The 19,836-nt window shown below is 39.8% G+C and carries 19 protein-coding genes; 15 read left to right on the top strand and 4 right to left on the bottom strand.

Annotated features, from left to right (window positions below; genetic code table 11):
• The 4 genes from BMY21_RS06425 to BMY21_RS06415 form a co-directional block, all read left to right on the top strand.
• On the top strand, positions 1–1,287 hold a 1,287-nt coding region (locus tag BMY21_RS06425; protein WP_143064176.1), incomplete at its 5' end, for an RHS repeat domain-containing protein.
• 167 nt (positions 1,288–1,454) lie between these two features.
• A complete protein-coding gene (locus tag BMY21_RS06420; RefSeq protein ID WP_074641930.1) occupies positions 1,455–1,778 on the top strand; it encodes a DUF7957 family protein in 324 nt (107 codons plus the stop codon).
• 127 nt (positions 1,779–1,905) lie between these two features.
• Complete coding sequence (locus BMY21_RS16200; protein ID WP_501037498.1) at positions 1,906–2,031, top strand: hypothetical protein; 126 nt, start codon at positions 1,906–1,908, stop codon at positions 2,029–2,031.
• A 5-nt stretch (positions 2,032–2,036) separates the two neighbouring features.
• A complete protein-coding gene (locus tag BMY21_RS06415) occupies positions 2,037–2,456 on the top strand; it encodes a hypothetical protein (protein ID WP_074641929.1) in 420 nt (139 codons plus the stop codon).
• Between the two features lie 98 nt (positions 2,457–2,554).
• Here the strand turns inward: BMY21_RS06415 and BMY21_RS06410 are convergent, their stop codons facing one another.
• Positions 2,555–3,178 carry a flavin reductase gene (locus tag BMY21_RS06410; protein WP_074641927.1) on the bottom strand — a complete coding sequence of 208 codons (624 nt, stop codon included), beginning with the start codon at positions 3,176–3,178 and terminating at the stop codon, positions 2,555–2,557.
• Between the two features lie 195 nt (positions 3,179–3,373).
• Here BMY21_RS06410 and BMY21_RS06405 point away from each other — a divergent pair, with 195 nt between their 5' ends.
• The 3 genes from BMY21_RS06405 to BMY21_RS06395 all read left to right on the top strand — a co-directional run bounded on the left by BMY21_RS06405 (position 3,374) and on the right by BMY21_RS06395 (position 7,137).
• Positions 3,374–4,309, top strand: coding sequence for a formylglycine-generating enzyme family protein (locus tag BMY21_RS06405; protein ID WP_074641925.1), 936 nt, complete (start codon positions 3,374–3,376; stop codon positions 4,307–4,309).
• 134 nt (positions 4,310–4,443) lie between these two features.
• Positions 4,444–4,959 (top strand): TIGR03546 family protein, encoded by a 516-nt coding sequence (locus tag BMY21_RS06400; protein ID WP_074641992.1) that lies wholly within the window; start codon positions 4,444–4,446, stop codon positions 4,957–4,959.
• A gap of 12 nt (positions 4,960–4,971) precedes the next feature.
• Entirely contained in the window at positions 4,972–7,137 is a 2,166-nt protein-coding gene (locus BMY21_RS06395; RefSeq protein WP_074641923.1) for a TIGR03545 family protein, read from the top strand.
• Here BMY21_RS06395 and BMY21_RS06390 read toward each other — a convergent pair.
• Both BMY21_RS06390 and BMY21_RS06385 read right to left on the bottom strand, forming a co-directional pair.
• A complete protein-coding gene (locus BMY21_RS06390; protein WP_074641922.1) occupies positions 7,120–7,605 on the bottom strand; it encodes a hypothetical protein in 486 nt (161 codons plus the stop codon). The two genes, BMY21_RS06395 and BMY21_RS06390, sit on opposite strands and share 18 nt — an antisense overlap.
• Positions 7,606–7,607: 2 nt before the next feature.
• Entirely contained in the window at positions 7,608–9,458 is a 1,851-nt protein-coding gene (locus tag BMY21_RS06385) for an alpha-galactosidase (protein ID WP_074641920.1), read from the bottom strand.
• A gap of 178 nt (positions 9,459–9,636) precedes the next feature.
• Here BMY21_RS06385 and BMY21_RS06380 point away from each other — a divergent pair, with 178 nt between their 5' ends.
• The 4 genes from BMY21_RS06380 (at position 9,637) to BMY21_RS06365 (ending at position 14,133) form a co-directional block, all read left to right on the top strand.
• Positions 9,637–10,323 carry a TrmB family transcriptional regulator gene (locus BMY21_RS06380; protein ID WP_074641919.1) on the top strand — a complete coding sequence of 229 codons (687 nt, stop codon included), beginning with the start codon at positions 9,637–9,639 and terminating at the stop codon, positions 10,321–10,323.
• Positions 10,324–10,335: 12 nt separating this feature from the next.
• On the top strand, positions 10,336–11,316 hold the full coding sequence (locus BMY21_RS06375; RefSeq protein ID WP_074641917.1) for a diaminopimelate dehydrogenase: 981 nt from the start codon (positions 10,336–10,338) through the stop codon (positions 11,314–11,316).
• A gap of 135 nt (positions 11,317–11,451) precedes the next feature.
• Positions 11,452–12,693, top strand: coding sequence for a diaminopimelate decarboxylase (gene lysA / locus BMY21_RS06370; RefSeq protein ID WP_074641916.1), 1,242 nt, complete (start codon positions 11,452–11,454; stop codon positions 12,691–12,693).
• A 105-nt stretch (positions 12,694–12,798) separates the two neighbouring features.
• Positions 12,799–14,133 carry an MATE family efflux transporter gene (locus tag BMY21_RS06365; RefSeq protein ID WP_074641914.1) on the top strand — a complete coding sequence of 445 codons (1,335 nt, stop codon included), beginning with the start codon at positions 12,799–12,801 and terminating at the stop codon, positions 14,131–14,133.
• Here BMY21_RS06365 and BMY21_RS06360 read toward each other — a convergent pair.
• A complete protein-coding gene (locus BMY21_RS06360; protein WP_074641912.1) occupies positions 14,130–14,669 on the bottom strand; it encodes a hypothetical protein in 540 nt (179 codons plus the stop codon). The two genes, BMY21_RS06365 and BMY21_RS06360, sit on opposite strands and share 4 nt — an antisense overlap.
• A gap of 123 nt (positions 14,670–14,792) precedes the next feature.
• Here BMY21_RS06360 and BMY21_RS06355 point away from each other — a divergent pair, with 123 nt between their 5' ends.
• From BMY21_RS06355 to BMY21_RS06340, 4 genes are all read left to right on the top strand, one after another.
• Complete coding sequence (locus BMY21_RS06355) at positions 14,793–15,911, top strand: BMP family lipoprotein (protein ID WP_074641910.1); 1,119 nt, start codon at positions 14,793–14,795, stop codon at positions 15,909–15,911.
• Positions 15,912–16,093: 182 nt separating this feature from the next.
• Positions 16,094–17,662, top strand: coding sequence for an ABC transporter ATP-binding protein (locus BMY21_RS06350; protein ID WP_074641908.1), 1,569 nt, complete (start codon positions 16,094–16,096; stop codon positions 17,660–17,662).
• A complete protein-coding gene (locus tag BMY21_RS06345; protein WP_074641906.1) occupies positions 17,655–18,815 on the top strand; it encodes an ABC transporter permease in 1,161 nt (386 codons plus the stop codon). Before BMY21_RS06350 ends, BMY21_RS06345 begins: the two co-directional genes overlap by 8 nt.
• Before the next feature lie 2 nt (positions 18,816–18,817).
• Positions 18,818–19,732, top strand: coding sequence for an ABC transporter permease (locus BMY21_RS06340; protein ID WP_218141033.1), 915 nt, complete (start codon positions 18,818–18,820; stop codon positions 19,730–19,732).
• Positions 19,733–19,836 lie beyond the last annotated feature (104 nt).

Below are 19,836 nucleotides of genomic sequence, written 5' to 3'. Positions count from 1 at the left end.
AATGCTCCGGATAATGCACAGAATGTATGTGTAGAATATACTTATGATGCAAATAACCATAGAATTGAGCGTATAAGTAAAACAAATTCGGTTGCTGAAACAACTCAGTATGCCTATGGCCGTAATGGGGCTCTGACATATCAGAAGAAAACTTCTGGCTCTGCTGTAACAACTCGATGTTTTGTATATTTATACAATCAGATAGCAGGATTCATGGATAAAACAGAAGCTGGAATTGAAACAATCAGATATGCAGTTACAGATATCCAGGGTAGTGTTACCGAGGTCTATGATGACAATTACCAACTGGTATGGAAATCTGGCTATACCGCCTTCGGAATAAAAGCAGGGGAGACAACAAAACTACTTGACTTTGAAGGTCTGTACACAGGATGTGACTATGATGTAGAAACTGGTTTAACATATCACTGGAACCGCTGGAGAAGTGAGGATGGTGACTCATGGCTTACCCAAGATCCTGCCCGTGATGGTATAAACTGGTATGGCTATGCGGGACAGAATCCAATAAGTCATTCAGATATTAATGGGCTTGAAGATACAATATCAGCATGGCAGTATCAGAAAGATATGGAGGCTCGTAAAAAGGAAAGAGGTGAAACTGGAAATGGAGGAGATAATTCATCTTCTGGTAGTTGTGGGCCAACAGGACCAACTGCAACTCCAAATATTGGTTCTGAATTAATTAATGGATTAAATTACTCAATCAATGGATTGATAAAATTAGATTTTGGAGCTGATTTTGGTAGAGATGGAATAGAGTGCATTTCTGAAGGAAAAATAATTCAAGGAATGCTATATATATGTTATGGTACGATAGAGGCTGGTATAGACCTTGCAGGAGCGTATATCGGAGCTACAGCATTAGGTGCAACAATAAGTGCTATAGGGACATCAATAGCAGAACAATCTTTAATTGCGGGATATGTTGATTTTGAAATAAAGTTTAATAGTCAGTTGTCATCTTTTGGAGGCAAGGTATATAATGTATTTATTAATATAAATAATACTATAACAAGTAATTTTGGAAGATATAAAACATTAAGTACTACACCAGCCGATCAAGTTAATAGCTTCTTAAGAGAAACAAGAGGGTTAAAACCACCGTATAAATCCGGCACAGATGTTTCTGTTTTGAAACTTAAGAAAGATTCAAAATTTGTTAGAGTTTATGATAATCAGAACTCATTTAACAAAGGACCTTGGATTATGAGAGAGAAAGATATAAAAGGACTATCACCTTCTGAAATTCAAAATAAATATTCATAACCATTTACTCCAGTTTACCAATGTGATGTAAATTTAAAGGCAGGAACATTATTAAGATCAGGCATTGCTGGTCCTTTATTTGGTTATTCAGGAGGTGGTTTGCAATATGATTTAATGATTAATGGTAAAAATGTTGGAGAATTTGTAAACGAGAGGTTAATTAAATAATGAATATTCTAGGAAACAAAATAATAATAAATAATAAAGAATTTTTGTTTGATAAAAAAATATTAGAAGCAATTGAATATAAATCTAAATTAATTTTGGTATTGGATACGAATGAAATAGATAATGTATTTTGTTATTCTTTTAATTCAGAATTATTATGGAGAATGGATTCTTCAAAAATTAAAAATGTAGGAAGTGAAAAAGAACCATGTATAGGAATCCGTATAGTAAATGATAAGTGTGTTGTTTTCGATTTTTTTGGAAGAAGATATGTTCTTAATACAGAAAACGGAAAAGTTGAAAGGGGAGAGACTTTTAGATAATCATTTGAACATCAGATTGTGCTTTTCATATATATTCATTTTTCTAAAAAAAACTGTGGCATTGATACCGCAAACTTTCGTTCAAAAGATTTTGCTCTATGGTTGAGAAGTATTTATAGATTATGATATGAATGTCGCTGTTTCTCAGTCTCTTGCTAACCCTCAATATGGGCCAGGAGGATTAATACAATTTTATATTCCTGATTATACTAATCTTGAGCCAGTTTTAACTATAATTTTAACAAATAGGTAAGTTTTATGACAAATTTATTAGATGGTGTATTATTAATCAACGATATTGAGATTTCAATTAATGATTCTTTAACTGATGTTTTGGCTAAAACAATAAAAATTCCCAAAGTAATTAGAAATATTAATAATTATCAACACTTGTTTATAAATGATATTTTATTATTTGAAAAAGAGGGAAATATAAAAATGATTTTCTCATCCAATGGAATATTAGAATTTATATCTTTTGGAATATCTAAAGGATGTGAAGTCAAAGATAGGGAAGAATTATTATTATTTCTAAAAAAGCATAATATAATTCTAACGAACAAAAATGGTTTATATGAAAAACAATTTCGTTGGGGGATTTTAGGAGTCGAGAATGATATTCACAATCCAGGTCATTTTTCGCTATGCATATCTAAATGGTTAATAAATAGAAATTAGTTTCATAAGAACTTCTTTGTTGAAAATGTAAGTTTTTAAGAACTTATTATATTTGTTCAAATAAAGTTATTTGAGTCGTAAGTTAATCAATGCTAAGATCATTTCTCGTAAATAGGCTCAAAATCCTCGGCTGGATGTCCGCAGATAGGGCATTCATACTCGGCCGGGAGTTCGGCACCTTCATATTCGTAACCGCAGATTTTGCAGCGCCAGCCGATAATCTTTTTGTCTGGTTCGGCTGCAGCACCTGGCTTAGGCTTAATATCCTTATGATAATCAGCATAGGTAAGAGGAGCTTTATCACTTAAAACCTTAGAATCTTCAATTTCAGCAACAAAAAGAGTATGAGTACCTAAATCCTGAGAACTGATAACCTTACAGGTAAACAGGGCGCATATCTGACTGTTTAGATAAGGGTTTTCATTGGCATCGAGGGAATGCTCAAAATCAGCGAATTTATCTACATCACGGCCACTCTGAAAGCCAAAGTGCTCAATTGTAGGGAATGTAACTGATTTATCGAGGACAGAAAGGGCAAAAGTTCCGCACTCTTTAATCTGACCGCAGGTGTAATTCTGATTGATTACAGTAATTGCAAGACGATTAGGATTTGCAGCAACCTGCATACAGGTATTTGTAACACAGGCATTGATTTTTTTGTCATCATGCGAGCCGAGAATAAAAACACCGTAAGAAAGAGAAAAAAGAGCTTTTGGATCCATAGGAACTCCTGTATATAGTTTGAATTTGATTATAAGATGGCTTTTTCATTCAGGCAATCAAAAAAACTGAATATAACAGAATAATAAGAACTTAAAAGTAAAAATGTAACCAAATTTGAGTAACACTTTTTAAATGGAAGGATGTTATAATCCATGGTAAAATAACAATAGGTTTAAAACCAAGGAGTTATCAGTATGAAGAAATTAACAATTCTTTCAATTTCGGCTTTACTGGCAGCAATGATTTTTACAGGATGTGCCTCTAAGCCAAAAAAAAGTGTAAGTACAAAATCGGAATCTAAAAAACGTGTAATTTTTATATCAAAGAACGGTTTTTCAAAGAATCTTATTGAATTTGTAGAAACTCCTACCGCAGAAAGAGATTCAGCTTTTTCAAAAGCTTCTGTAGAACAGCCTGTTGATTTGATGGCATTTTATATCGCCCAGACAGAAACAACTTATACCCGCTGGTATGAGGTTTATACATGGGCAAAAGACAATGGCTATACCTTTGCTAATCCTGGACGTGAAGGAAATAAGGGTGTAGATGGTGCAGCTCCAACAGGCACAAATCAGCCGGTGACTATGATCAGCTGGCGTGATGCAATTGTATGGTGTAATGCAGCAAGTGAAAAAGATGGTCTTGGTCCAGTTTACAAGTACAATGGTGCAGTGCTTAAGGAAGCTGATACTGCAAAGGATGGAGATGGAAAAGCTGAAAATGCAATCATCGATCTTACTGCAGATGGATACAGACTTCCTACAGAAGCTGAATGGGAATTTGCTGCACGTGGAGGAGATCCGGCTTCTGAAATCTGGGCTAATATATCAAATAAGAATTTAGCTTCAGTTGCATGGTATTCAGACAATTCTGATGGTGTAACACATGATGTTATGACAAAAGATGCCAACACTTTTGGAATGTATGACATGAATGGAAATGCCTGGGAATGGTGTTATAATGCATGGCCTGCAAGTATTCAGCGTCGTATTATGCGTGGCGGAAGCTATAGAAAAACAGCAGAAGGCGTAACTGCAGTTTCAAAAGATGCAGCACCTGTTACAAGAGTTTATGATGATGTTGGTTTCCGTGTAGTTAAGTACGCACTTTCTGCACGTGATGCAAAATAAGCCTGAAATCGATAATCCGTGAAAACAGGGCTCAGAGATAAGTTGTGCTTGCCTCTGAGCCCTTCTTTTTTATTCTTGCAAACTCTGACCTTTCTGTTAAAATAAAGATTAAGATTTTAAAATCGGAGTCAAATATGCTTAAATTCATTGTCAAATTGTTAAAAGCATTGAACAGCAATTCACATCCTGGTGAAATTGCTCATGCGGTTTGTTTGGGAATGCTGCTTGGATTCCTTCCTAAAAACAATATTTTCTGGTTTATCATAACAGTTTTTGTGTTATTTATGAGAATAAACAAGGGTGCACTTGTTCTTTGTACACTTTGTTTTTCATTGCTGGCGCCATTGTTCGATCCACTGTTTGATACAGTGGGCTACTGGTTCCTTACTCTTCCAAAACTCGAACCGGTTTTTGCATGGCTGCTGGATATTCCTTTTGTAGGCTTTACTAAATTCAATAATACAATAGCATCAGGTTCCCTTTTATGTGGTCTAGCCCTTTATATACCGCTTTATGTAATTGCACGTTTATTAATCTGGCTTATGAGAAATAAAATTGTCCCAGTTCTTCGAAAAACTAAGTTTATAGTTGCTATTTCGAAGATTCCGCTTGTAAAAAAAGCAGCTGCTCTTGCAGCCAAGAAGGACTAAGGGGGCAATAAGATGAAAAAGATACCATCACTTTTCAGAAAGAAATATACAGCTAAGAAACTCGAGAAAAAAATCTATAAAAGACTTTATGTTCCTGAAGATAAAAAATATGTAAAAGGCCTTTTTACTGAAATTGAGAAAAAGGGTGCTAAACAGATTCCAATTTTTGCAATTCCACCAGAAAAAGCAGAACAGCTTGCCAAGAAAGATATGAAACGCCTTAAAGCACTGGCAAAGCAGATAAAGAAACAAAAAGGACGTGTAAACTTTGTTCCGCTTATTGTTACAGCTGCCTTTATTGTAGCAATTCCAATCTGCTTTATTACCTTCAAAAATATAATCGTAAAGAAGGGAATTATTTATGCCTGCGAGACAATTTTTGAGGCAAAGTGTGATATTCAGAATGTAGATTTTAAGCTGCTTGATTCATCACTTAAGATTAAAAAGCTTGAGATTGCCAATAAAGACGATTATATGAAAAATCTCGTTGATATTGGTTCAATTACAGTGGATTTTGATTTAGGACAGCTTTTAAGAAAGCGTTTTGTTGCAGATGAACTTTCTGTACTTGGTGTCGATACAGGTACTGAAAGAAAGACTTCTGGAGAACTTCCACCTAAGAAAGAAAAGAAAATCAAAAAGCAGAAGGAAAAGGCAGCAAAAGAAGCATCTGAATCTAAGCTTGGACAGGTGATTGCAGAGAAAAAAGCAGTTGCAGCTAATTCTCTGGAAAGCAATATTACAGGACTTTTCAATCAGCTTAATCCTGAAACTTTAATGAATAATTTTTATTCACAGCTTCAGACGCCAGAGCTTTCTAAGCAGGTTCAGGAGCAGATTCCTCAGATTGTTGCAAAGTGGCAGGCTAAGCCGGCAGAGGTTCAGCAGACAGTCGATGAGCTTCAGAAATCTGTTAATGATATTATGAACTTTGATTACAGTGCAGTTCAGAATAATCCGCTTAAGATTAAAGAATTCATTGAAAAAATTGATTCAACAAAGAAGAATATTGAAAAGGTAAAGAATGATGCTAATGGAGTTATGAAAAACTTTAATGCAGATTTAGCCGAAGCAGATGGACTTAGAAAGAGCGTTCAGAATGCAGTTACACATGATATGAACTTTGCAAATTCTGAAATCAATAAAATTAAGTCTTTGAATATTTCTGATGGAACAAAGCTGATTAGCGGAATGTTTGAAAATGTTGCCTGTGATGTGCTTGGAAAATATTATCCTTATGCAATGAAGGGTGTTGATTATATTCTTGATTTGAAGACAAAACAGGGTAGTAAGCCTAAAGAAGCAAAGGTTAAGAAAGAGAAAAAGAAGTATTCTGTAAAGCGTGCACCAGGTCGGGACATCTTCTACAGACAGGATAAGGTTCCTGCTTTGTGGATTAAAAAGATGGCAGGTTCAGGTCCTAATTTCTTTGCCCAGGCTACAGATATTGCAAGTAATCAGGATATAATAAATAAACCTGCTAAGATTGATTTCAATATGGAACTTTATAATTTACAGCATGAAGCAAAGCTTGTTGTAGATTTTAGAACTGATACAAAGGAACCTCTTATTCGTGCAGATTATGGACTTAAGAATATTCCTTTGAATATTCCTGCAGAAAAGTTTGGTGAATATCCTGGAGTTCCTTCGTTCGATGCTAAGTGTGCAGTAGATGCAATCCTTAAGATTTTCGATAAGGATGGTTTTGAACTTTCAGGAAAAGGACTTCTTACAGATTTGAAGATTGCTACAGTTCCGTTTGAGCCTGAATATGCTTCGAAGATTTATTCAAATGTAATGGGTAGAATCAATACAGTTCGTGCAGGCATTACAAGCGGCTTTACTCTTACTGATGGACTTAAGATGAATCTGGATTCTGATGCAGATGTTCAGGTAATCAATTCACTTAAGAAAGAAATGGAAGCTCAGCTTGCTGAAATTAAAGATAATCTGAAGACTGAACTTACAAAGAAAATCAATGAGGCAAGTGGTGGAGCTCTTGGTCAGTTTGATTCACTTGATGATATCAAGACAAAACTGACAGGTTCTTTATCAACTGCCACTGGTTTTGAAAAGCAGCTTAATCAGAAACGTACTGAAGCTGAAAAACAGCTGAAAGGAAAAGCAACAGATGAGGCTAAAAAGCAGCTGGGAAATCAATTAAAGAATCTGTTCTAGTTTTCTGATTATTTCGAGGGCGTCAGGTTTTGAAACTTGAGCCAGATGATTAAAAAAGAACTCAGAGGAGTCCGAAGAATCGGACTCCTTTTTATTTTGAAGATCATATTTTTCGTCTTCATTCCAGCTTTTTATAATGCCACGTGTATAAATCTGTGCAATATGATTTGCGCAGACCCGGCAGGTGTATAAATCTTTAAGGACAGTTGAGGGAGTTATATCTGATAAGTCAGGGAGACCGCATTCAATCAGCAGAAACATATGCGCTATGCGTGCTGCTGTCTGACGGTTTAGCAGGGTTTCCGGGTGTCGTTCATCCTGATCTTCCAGCCATCCGCGATAATGCCCGTACCGCAGAATATCTTCCGCGGCGGCGGACTTGCGCGGTGAATTCGTCTGAGTTCGGGCGAGTTTTAATTCAAACAGCCGGCTTACAAACTCGCCGACCGAGATCTCTTCAGTTTCCACGCCTATCCCTCTACAGGAGAAATCTTCAGAGTAATGTTTCCACAACCTTCAATTTCTGAAACAGCGAAACGGCCGTTTTCAAAAGTGCCGGTTTCGCCTGTCCAGAGATTCTTGAAAGTGTAGCGGGCTGCGTAGGAGCTGGCAGTGCCGGTTGCCCCGGCACCGTAGAAGCTCTCCGGTAATTTATCGCCGAGATATTTTTGAATAAGTGCTGTATCTACCGCAAAGTCACCGCATTTCTTTTCCTGACTCAGGTTGAAGAATGAGAGAGCGAGAGAACCGTCTGCAAGAGGTTTTGCAAGAATATCTACGCGGTCGCAGTCGGTGATGTAGGCGCGGTCCGGTGTACGGTCTGCGGCATCTAGGTTTTCAGGAATTGCAGCAGTTGTGAAAATACGTTTTGCCTGAATACCAAGTGCATCCTGATTAAGAGCAATGAGATCTCGGTTAGCAATTATATTGTAAAGTTCATCTCCTTTTTGAACACGGCGTAAATCGAGGCCGAGCATCAAAGGAGAGTTCATCATACACCACATTGTAAAATGAGTCTGGCTCATCTGAGTAGTCATTCCGTTCATTCCAACCATCATCATGTCCGGGTCGTTCCAGCCTTTGTCGAGTCCGGAAAATTCATCCATAATAACAGCCTTGTTGTACTGTGAAGTTACGCTTGGCGTTCCAGGGTCTGTCCAGTTACCGAAGCCCGGGTTATCGTCTGAGCCTACGCGGAAAGTAATGTCATTTAAGATTCTCCATGAATTACCAACTTTATAGCCCCAGTTCTGTGGCTGAGTTTTTCCCCATTCGCAGAGTGAGAGAAGAACGCCGTGATCCGGTTTTGCTTCGTTGAGGCCTTCGAGCATTGCGGCATAAGAGCAGAGAGTATTCTCCTGGCGGCGATGATTCATAAGGCGGATTTTGTTGCGTCCGGCTTTGAGGGTAATTTTGATTGGGGCGGAAGCCTCGAAAGTTTCCGGAGTTTCTGTTGATGGGAGGAGGTTGTCAAAGAAAATAGCTGAGTTCTCATTATCGTCCGAAGCTTCCCCTGATGCCACCTGAAGCCATTCTCCGCATCCGTTCTGGCGGGCAGTTGCGTAATTTACAATCAGCTCGTAATCGCCGTCCTCAGGTACTTCAACCTCAAAAACTAGCTCACTGCTCATTGGTCCAACTGGAGTTGTTCCGGTATTTGTACCGTCAAAAGTTCCGATTCCTGTAGCATAGCCGTCTTTTATTGAAGCGCCACGACCTTTCAAAATTCCTTTATCGGCGCTGAGTAAAATCGAAAATTCGCCTTTTTTTAACTGAATTTCTTTCAAATTTGGGGCAAAAACGTACTTTGCGTTCTCAGGATTTGAGAAAGTTGCGTTATCCCAGAGGTAATAACAGTTATCAATTTTGAGGAAATCTACTCCCCAGTCAATGTAAGATTTAGCATCTGTCTTTTCAAAACCGCAGGTTCCTACTGCAGCACCGGCACAAAGGTTTGTTCCAATATCATTGTACATTCCAAATTTAAGACCGCGAGCGTGAACATAATCAGAAAGGGCTCGGAAGCCGTTTGGAAATTTTACAGGTTCATTTGCAAGCTTTCCGTCCTCGCGCTCAGATTTATAGCAGCCGTCATCTAGTACTAAATACTGGTAGCCGAGATTATCGAGTCCGAGTTCAATGATTTTGTCGGCCATGATTTTTGTGAGTGTTTCTGTGTTTCCGCTGCCGAAAGCATTCCAGCTGTTCCAGCCCATTGCAGGAAGGCGGCCTTTTACGTTTCCAGGAAGTACCTGGCCATTAGTAAAACTATCAAAACGATATTTATTGTCTGTGATTTTTGCAGGTTCGGTTGGTGTCATTTTTTCCTCGTTTTTTCAAAAAATTAGTTAATCGATTTACCTAATCATACATCTTTTCTCCTGTTAATCAATTATAAATTTGACATAATCAGAAATTCTTTGTATATTGTCACAAGTAGTACTAAACAATACTACTAATAACGCAACGACGCGGGATAAACTGATTTGAGGTTTTGATATGGCTGAAACAAAGATTATCGACATTCTTACAGAGTTCTCTCTCACAAGACAGGAAGCCTCAATTTATGCCGCACTTTTAAATCATGGTGATATGACCGGTTATGAGGTTGCTAAGGATACCGGTTTTTCCCGTTCAAATGTTTATGCTGCTCTTAATGCTCTTGTAGAAAAGGGAGCTGCTTATCTTGTTGAGGGCGAGGCTACAAAGTATCGTCCTGTTGAAATCAAAACATTTACATCAAATAAAATATCTGAACTCAAAAAATCTGCTGAGTATCTGGAAAAACACGGGCCTCAGAAAGTAATTGCCGCGGACGGTTATATCACAATTGTAGGCGCAAAAAATATCCGCAATAAAATGCGTGAGATGATTGAGAAAACTGAACTTCGCCTTTATCTGATGGCTCCTGCACAGATTGTAAAGGATTTTGAAGAAGATCTTAAACGTCTTATTTCGGAAGGAAAGAAAATTGTACTGCTTACTCAGGACTATTCAGTTAAGGGCGCAAAGGTTTACAACACAAAAGTTGAAGAAGGACAGATTCGTTTTATAACTGATTCAGCTTATGTGCTTACCGGCGAGCTTACAGATGATGAGCATAATACATGTCTATACTCCGGCCAGAAGAATCTGGTTGAAGTAATGAAAGAGGCATTAAAAGATAAAATAACGCTTTTAGCGTAAAAGAGGTACAAAATGAAAATTGGTATTTTAGGTTATGGTAACCTTGGTAGAGGTGTTGAGGCTGCTGTTAAGCAGAATCCAGATTGTGAATTAACTGCTGTATTCACACGTCGTGATCCTTCAACTGTAAAAATCTTGACTGCAGGTGTTCCTGTTTACAACGTTTCAGAAGTTGAAAAACACAAGGACGAAGTTGATGTTCTTATTATCTGTGGTGGTTCTGCAACAGACCTTCCAAAACAGACTCCAGAATATGCAAAATATTTCAATGTAATCGATAGTTTCGATACACACGCAAAAATCCCTGAGCACTTTGCAAATGTTGATACAGTAGCAAAGGACTTCAAGCACACTGCTCTTATCAGCTGTGGTTGGGATCCAGGACTTTTCAGCTTGAATCGTCTTTATGCTAACTGCATTCTTCCAAACGGAAAGGATTATACTTTCTGGGGTAAGGGAGTTAGCCAGGGACACTCTGATGCTATCCGCCGTATTGAAGGTGTAAAGGATGGTAAGCAGTATACAATTCCTGTACAGGCTGCTTTGGATGCAGTTCGTTCTGGAAGCAATCCTGATTTGACTACTCGCCAGAAGCACACTCGTGAATGCTTTGTTGTAGCAGAAGAAGGAGCTGATAAGGCACGCATTGAAAAAGAAATCAAAGAGATGCCAAACTACTTTGCTGATTACGACACAACAGTTCACTTCATCAGCGAAGAAGAATTGAAGAAGAACCACTCTGGTATTCCACACGGTGGATTTGTAATCCGTTCTGGAAAAACTGGCTGGGACAACGAGTTCAACAACGTAATTGAGTACAGTCTCAAGCTCGACTCAAACCCTGCATTCACTTCTAGCGTTCTCGTTGCTTACGCCCGCGCAGTTTACAGAATGAACAAGGAAGGCCAGACAGGCTGTAAGACAGTATTCGATGTTGCACCAGCTTACCTGAGTCCACTTTCTGGTGAAGAGATTAGAGCACACTTGTTGTAGGCAAATAGGGGTTTTAGGGGGCGAAGCCACCTAGGAGAAGGGGTAGCGAGCAACAAAGTGCGAGCGAGGGGGAGACTTCCCCCTCCTTCCTAAAACCTAGCACCTGGAACCTATAACCTACTAAAGGAGAACACTATGAATTCATTTATTGAAAATGTTAATTTCTTTGAAGGCAACAACCCTGAAAAGCTTGCACAGGAATTTGGCACACCGCTCTACGTTTATAACGAGAAGATTCTCCGTAACCGTATGGACGCTGTTGCTAAGGTAATTACAAAGTATAAGTACACTGCAAACTATTCGGTTAAGGCCAATACAAACATCCACATCCTCAAGCTTGCTCTTGAAGAGGGCAACAACTGCGATGCTATGAGTGTTGGAGAAATCCAGATGCTGCTTAAGGCTGGCTTCCCAACCGACCGCATTTTCTTTGTACCAAACAACGTTAGTGCAGAAGAAATGCAGTTTGCAATTGATAACGGAATTATGACAAGCTGTGACTCACTTGCTCAGCTCGAGCTTTACGGCTCTTTGAACAAGGGCGGTAAGGTTGCTGTCCGCATCAATCCTGGTGTTGGTGCCGGCCACCACGAAAAGGTTGTTACCGGCGGTAAGAAAACTAAGTTTGGAATTTCTGAAGAATTTATTCCTCAGATTTTTGAAATTGCAGACAGATATAATCTTACAATTGCGGGAATCAACCAGCACATTGGTTCGCTCTTTATGGACCCACAGCCTTACCTCGATGCAGTTACAAACCTGCTTCGCATTGCACTTCAGTTTAAGGATCTTGAGTTTGTTGATTTCGGCGGTGGTTATGGTATTCCATATCACAAGCTGGACGACGAAGCAGTTTTCCCAATGGAAGATTTTAAGAAGCGTCTTGAGCCAATTCTCGACGACTTTGTTGCAAAATATGGAAAGCCTGTTTTGTTCAAGTCTGAGCCTGGCCGTTTCTGTGTTGCAGAAGGCAGCGTAATTCTTGGACGCGTTCATGCAGTAAAGCACAACAACGGAAAGACCTTTGCCGGAACTGATATCGGTATGAATGTGCTTGTTCGCCCAAGTATGTACGACAGCTGGCACGATATTGAAGTTATCCGTGACGGAAAAGTTGTTCCACGCGACAAGCTGATGGAACAGACAGTAACCGGTAACATCTGTGAAAGCGGTGACCTTCTTGCTAAGGATCGTCAGCTTCCGGAAATGCAGCGCGGAGACCTTGCCTGCGTTCTCGATACCGGAGCTTATGGCTGGAGTATGTGTTCGACTTACAACAGCCGTCCACGCCCTGCAGAAGTTCTCATCTGCAAGGATGGCAGCGTAAAGCTTATCCGAAGACGCGAGACTATTGAAGATTTGATGAGATTGTTCTAAACTACGTCATTGCGAGCGAAGCGAAGCAATCCATGCTACATAGATTGCCACGTCGCCCTGTCGGGCTCCTCGCAATGACGTGAATTTTTCATTATAATAATCCTTATGACAAAAAATCTTACCGAGGGTTCTATCTTAAAAAACATTGTTGTTTTCTCCCTGCCTTATCTTCTTTCTTATTTCTTACAGACACTCTATGGCATGGCAGACCTTTTCCTTGCCGGCCAGTTCAACGGCGCAGATGTAATTTCTGCTGTGTCTATCGGAAGTCAGGTAATGCACATGTTTACTGTAATTATCGTTGGGCTTGCGATGGGCGGCACAGTTCTGATTGGTCAGGCTGTTGGAGCTAAAGACTCAAAACGTGCTTCTAAAATCATTGGTAACACAGTAACTTTTTTCCTGATTTTTTCAGCTGTGATTACTGTAATTCTTTTGCTTGCATGCCGCGGAATTGTAAGTCTGATTCAGACTCCGCCGGAAAGTGTTGAGCAGACAGTTCTTTATCTTCGAATCTGTTTTATCGGTATTCCATTTATTGTTGCATATAACGTAATTGCTTCAATTTTCCGTGGCATGGGCGATTCAAAAAGTCCTATGATTTTCGTAATCATCGCCTGTACTCTCAATATCATTCTCGATTACATTTTTATGGGCGTGCTTGGTATGAAGGCCGAGGGTGCAGCTATTGCTACAGTTATTGCTCAGGCAGTCAGCGTTATTATCAGTTTGATTGCAATTGTGCGATCAAAAAGCCTTAAACTTACAAAAGAAGATTTCAAACTTCAGCAGGATGCACTTGTTCCAATCTTAAAAATTGGTGTTCCTGTTGCCTGCCAGGACGGTTTTGTTCAGATTTCCTTTATGCTGATTACAGTTATTGCAAACCGTCGTGGTGTAAACGTAGCGGCTGCCGTTGGAATCGTTGAAAAAATCATCTGCTTCCTATTCCTTATTCCTTCAAGCATGCTTTCTACAGTCAGCGCAATTGCCGCTCAGAATATTGGTGCCGGATACTATGATCGTGCACGAAAAACTCTTTATGCCGGCACCGCAATTGCCACTGGTATTGGTCTGATTTTTGCGGTTTCCCTTCAGTTTGTTTTGCATCCTCTTATTGCACTTTTTACCCGCGAAGAGGTTGTTATCAATCTTGGAACTCAGTATCTGAAATCTTATGTATTCGACTGTGTTTTTGCCGCAATCCATTTCTGTTTCAGCGGTTATTTCTGTGCAATGGGAAAATCAATTCTTTCATTTATTCACAACGTGACATCAATCATACTTGTGCGAATACCGGGCGCATGGCTGGCATCAAAATACTGGCCGGAAACACTTTTCCCAATGGGCTGTGCAGCTCCACTTGGAAGCCTGCTTTCTGCGGTTATCTGTGTGATTGCGTTTATCTGGCTTAATCAAAAAAAGGTGCAGAAGCTCTAATCATCAAAAGCCTGCATAATTTCTTTTTCAAATGAGGATGGCTGCCAGAGATCGAGATCTGTAAACTCAAGTGCAACGGAACCGTTAGAGTCTTCAGTTATTTCTGGCACAAACTGAGCATCTGGCTTTGTTGTAAGAAACCACAAGCGCAGAAGGGCAAAACGAGTACTTCCTTCTGCGGCATATTCTGATTTATGGCAAAGCGGACTTGAAAGTGCCAGACTTTTCAGATGAGTCTGACGGTCGCCGCTTTGTTCATCTAATGACTTCAACTGGCAGAATAATTCATAAGCCTTCAATAAATCTTCTTCATCTTTTTCGATATCCTGTGTTACAGGCATTGCAAACTCCTGAAACTGAGAACGGAGCAGTGCCCGCTTTTCTTCATCCTGTTGGTTTATATGCTGCTGAAGTCTTGTTAGTTTTTGAGTTTCCGAATTCTCCTGAGGAATACGAACACCATTATGTTGAGAGAATTCTTCCAGTTTTTGTGTAAAATCCTGAATAGTTTGAAGTATTGATTTCTTTTCTGCCATATTCAAAAGTCTAACGCTAAAAATCAGATTGTCAAATATATTTAGAATTTCCTATTTTAGTAGATACTTATAACGTAATGTTTTATAATAGTGATACTATCATTTATTTGGAGGATAACTTAAATGAAAAAGCTTATTGCAATTGCAATGATGATGGCACTTGTTTGTTCATCAACTTTTGCTGCTAAAGCAAAAAAAGCAAAGAAGTCTTCTAAGGCTTCTATCAAAATCGCTATGGTAACAGATTCAGGCGATATTACAGATCAGTCTTTCAATCAGACAACTTACCAGGCTTGTAAAGATTACGCCGAAGCAAACGGACTTGAGTTCCAGTACTACAAACCAGCCGGAGATTCAAACGCAGACCGCGTTGCTTCTATCGATGCTGCTTATCAGGATGGTTACAATGTAATCGTTCTTCCTGGATACCTTTTCGGTGAAGCAATTGGAAAGGTAGCTAAAGATTATGATGATGCTAAATTCATCGGTCTTGATATCAGCGAAGGTGACCTCGGTGGTATTGCTGTTCCAGCTAACGTATTCTGTGCAGTTTATGCAGAAGAGCTTCCTGGATTCTTCGCAGGTTACGCTGCAGTAAAAGAAGGATATCGTCACCTTGGATTCCTCGGTGGTATGGCTGTTCCAGCTGTAGTTCGCTACGGATACGGATTTGTTCAGGGTGCTAACAAGGCTGCTGAAGAACTCAAAGTTGCTGATCAGGTAACAATTGAATATGTTTATGGTGGACAGTTCTACGGCGACCAGACAATTACAGCTGCTATGGACGGATGGTACAAGAACCGTGGTGTAGAAGTTGTATTCGCATGTGGTGGAGCTATCTGGTCTTCTGCTTGTGAAGCTGCTTCTAAAGTTGGCGGAAAGGTAATTGGTGTTGACGTTGATCAGACAGCACAGATTAACAGTTACGCTGATGGTATGTGTGTAACTTCTGCTATGAAGGGGCTTTCTGCAACAGTAAACGCTGCTCTTTCTGCTATTCAGGCTGGAAACTGGGCTGACTACTCTGGAAAGATTGCTAACCTCGGTCTCGTATCAGGAAAAGACCTTTCTTTGAACTATGTAGGTCTTCCAACAGATACTTGGACAATGAAGAACTACTCAGTAAATGATTACAAGAAACTTGTAGCTGATGTATATGCTAATAAAGTTACAGTTTCTAACGCAATCGACAAGGCTCCAGCAGTTACTGTAAAAGTAAACTACTACCAGAACATTAAATAAGCCAAAAATCGAAGAACCGTTAAAAACAGGGCTGCGACAGCGGGCCTGTTTAGGTTCATCGAAAGAACGGCTCAGAGGCGAGACTTGCGAGCCGACAAAACGGAAATTATTAAGCGTGAACTCTCCGGTGTTCACGCTTTTTTTGTTTAAATCCCTTTCTTTTTAGTATATAATTCTTTCTTATGAGTGAAGAATACATCATTGAAATGCTTAATATTACTAAGCGTTTCCCCGGAATTATTGCGAATGACAATATCACCCTTCAGCTCAAAAAAGGCGAAATCCATGCACTTTTGGGCGAGAACGGAGCTGGTAAGTCTACGCTTATGAGCGTTCTTTTCGGTCTTTATCAGCCGGAAGAAGGCGAAATCCACAAGAATGGAAAAAAAGTTGAAATCAAAAATCCTAATGATGCTACGGCTCTTGGAATTGGAATGGTGCATCAGCACTTTAAGCTCGTAGAAGTTTTTACCGTTCTTGATAATATCATTTTAGGCAGCGAAACAGTAAAGCATGGTTTTGTTGATAGAAAAGCTGCCAGAGAAAAAATCATCAATCTGAGTCAGAAGTATGGTCTTGCAGTTGACCCTGACGCAAAAATCGAAGACATTACAGTTGGTATGCAGCAGCGCGTAGAGATTTTGAAAATGCTCTACCGCGATAATGAGATTTTGATTTTTGATGAACCTACTGCTGTCCTTACCCCTCAGGAAATCAAAGAGCTTATGCAGATTATGAAAAATCTTGCTGCAGAGGGAAAATCAATCCTCTTTATTACACATAAGCTCAACGAAATCATGGAAGTTTCTGACCGTTGTTCAGTTCTTTGTAAAGGACGCTACATCGGTACTGTTGAGATTGCAAATACAAGCAAGGAAGAGCTCAGCCGCATGATGGTTGGCCGCGACGTTAAGTTCACTGTAGATAAAGAGCCTGCTAAGCCTGGCGAAGTTGTTCTTGATGTTGAAAACCTTTGCGTTGAAAGTCATGTTCATAAAAAGCTTGCCGTTCATAACGTTAGCCTTCAGGTTCGTGCCGGAGAAATCGTTTGTATTGCCGGAATTGATGGAAACGGCCAGTCTGAGTTTATTCAGGGAATTACTGGTCTTGAGCGTGTTGCTCCTCATTCTGCTTCAAAAATCACTTTGTGCGGTGTAGATATCACTAAAAAATCTATCCGTGAAAGAAGCAAAGCTGGTATGAGCCATGTTCCTGAAGATCGACATAAGCATGGTTTGGTTCTGGATTACACTCTTGAACAGAATATGGTGCTTCAGCGTTACTGGGAGCCTCAGTTCCAGAAGAATCAGTTTATAAAGACAAAAGAAGTTTCTGCTTATTCGCAGATGCTTATTGATAAATACGATGTTCGAAGCGGACAGGGTAATAAAACAATCGCCCGTGCAATGTCTGGTGGAAATCAGCAGAAGGCAATTGTTGGCCGCGAACTCGATAAAGAGCACAGCCTTTTGATTGCAGTTCAGCCAACCCGTGGTCTTGATGTTGGTGCTATTGAATATCTTCATAAAGCAATTATTGCAGACCGTGACGCAGGAAAGGCTGTACTTCTTGTTTCTTACGAACTCGAAGAAGTTTTGAATCTCAGCGACAGAATCCTTGTAATGTATGAAGGCGAGATTGTCGGTGAACTGGATCCAAAACAGACAACACCGGAAGAGCTTGGTCTTTACATGGCTGGTGCTAAACGTAATGTAGGCGAGAAAGCTGGTGGGGAGGCAAAAGATGAGTAATAAATTTAAGACAGCACTTGCTTCTGATACTTCTAAATCAATTCTTTCAGCTGTAATTTGTGCGCTTCTTGGTATTCTTATAGGTTTTATCATTCTTCTGATTATCAATGCTGAACATGCGCCAAAGGCTATCAGCGTAATCCTGAAAAACTGGATGTATTATAGAAATAACGGTAAAAAGCTTTACTACCTGGGTCAGACTCTGGTAAAGGCTGTACCGCTTATTCTTTGTGGAATTGCAGTTTTGTTTGCTTACAAATCTGGACTTTTCAATATTGGTGTTGCCGGCCAGTATTGTATCGGAATTGGTATTTCACTCTGGACTGCATTGGCCTGGCATCTTCCATGGTTTGTATGTGTGTTGTTTGCTATAGTATGTGCTGCTTTGTGGGCAAGTATTGCGGGCCTTCTGAAGGCTTTCTGTAATGTAAACGAAGTTATTGCGGGAATCATGCTCAACTGGATTTCACTTTATATTGTTAATGTGTTGATGCAGAATGAGCGCGTTATGAACGTTGGTAAATCAGAAACCTTCTCAATTGCTGCAACTTCACCTCAGTCACTTTTGCCAACTCTTGGTCTTGGTGCTCTTTTCCATGATAACGAGTATGTTTCAATTGCAATTCCTTTGACAATTGTTGTAGCAATTCTTATCAATATTCTTTTGAAGAAAACAGTTCTTGGTTATGAGCTTCGTGCAACTGGTTTGAACAAGCATGCAGCAAAGTATGCCGGTATGAAAGATAAGAAAAATCTGATTCTGACTATGGCTGTTTCTGGAGCTATTGCCGGTCTTGCTGCTTCACTTTTCTATCTGACTGATGTTCAGCCATGGAAGACAAGTTCGACTGTTCCTGCTATGGGCTTTAATGGTATTGCGGTTGCTTTCCTTGGTGAGCTGAATCCGATTGGCGTAATCTTCTCGGGTTACTTTATTCAGCATATCACTCAGGGCGGAAGCTTTATTGATACAAAATACTTCAACCCTCAGATTGCGGATTTGATTTCATCTATCATCATTTATTCTTGTGCATTCATGTTCCTGTTTAAGACACAGTTAAGTAAGCTGATGGAAAGAAAGAAGAAGGTTGCGAAGTCAGAGGAAAAGCCTGTAAAGGCCGAATCTGCTGATGCCGAGGGCAAGAGAGGTTAATTATGTTATTGATTCAATATACTTTAATTTATGCTTCAGTTTTGATTTTCGTTGCGTTCGGCGGTATGTTCAGTGAGCGCAGTGGTGTAATTAACCTTGGTCTTGAAGGAATTATGGTAATGGGTGCGCTTGGCGGTGCATTCGTGCTTTATTCTCTGCCTGCTGGAACTCCGGCCTTTGTTATAATTCTGCTGACAATTCTTGCGAGTGTTCTTTTCGGAATGTTATATTCTCTGTTCCTTGCAGTTGCGGCTATTAACTTTAAGGCGGATCAGACTCTGGTTGGTACAGCTATGAATATGCTTGCTACAGCCGCTGCTATTGTTATTGTTAAGTCGTTTAATAATGCGAGATCGGGTGGTACAAACCCTTCTGCAATTCTTGATTATATTGCAAACAGAAAGGTTTTCCTGATTGGAGATTTCAATATTTACATGATTTTGACAGTGATTCTCTATGTACTTTTGAACAAAACACGCTTTGGTCTTCGTCTTATGGCTTGTGGTGAACATCCTCAGGCTGCAGACAGCGTAGGTATCAATGTATACAAAATGCGCTATGCAGGGGTTTTGATTTCAGGCTTCTGTGGTGGAATTGGTGGAATCATCTACATTTCTGCTGCAAACTCACAGTGGGACTTTATGTACGGTGTTGCCGGTGCGGGCTTCCTTGCACTTGCCGTTATGATTTTCGGTCAGTGGAATCCGCTTCGTATTGCAGCCAGTGCTTTGCTATTTGGTGCATTCCGTGCCGTTGCAGATACTTATTCTGCATTTGATGCATTGATTCATCTTGTTCCAGGTGATGTTTACAAGATGCTGCCATACATCATTTCTCTTGTAGTTCTTGCATTCACTTCAAAGAAATCCCGCGCTCCTAAGGCTGAGGGTATTCCATACGATAAGGGTACAAGGTAATTCTTATCTGACGTCATTGCGAGGAGCGAAGCGACGAAGCAATCTATTAATATGGATTGCTTCGCTTCGCTCGCAATGACGAAAGTATAAAAAGGGTATTGTAA

It is taken from the genome of Treponema bryantii (assembly GCF_900111035.1).
GTDB classification, from domain to species: Bacteria; Spirochaetota; Spirochaetia; order Treponematales; family Treponemataceae; genus Treponema_D; species Treponema_D bryantii_C.
This window is presented reverse-complemented; position numbering and strand designations above follow the sequence as displayed.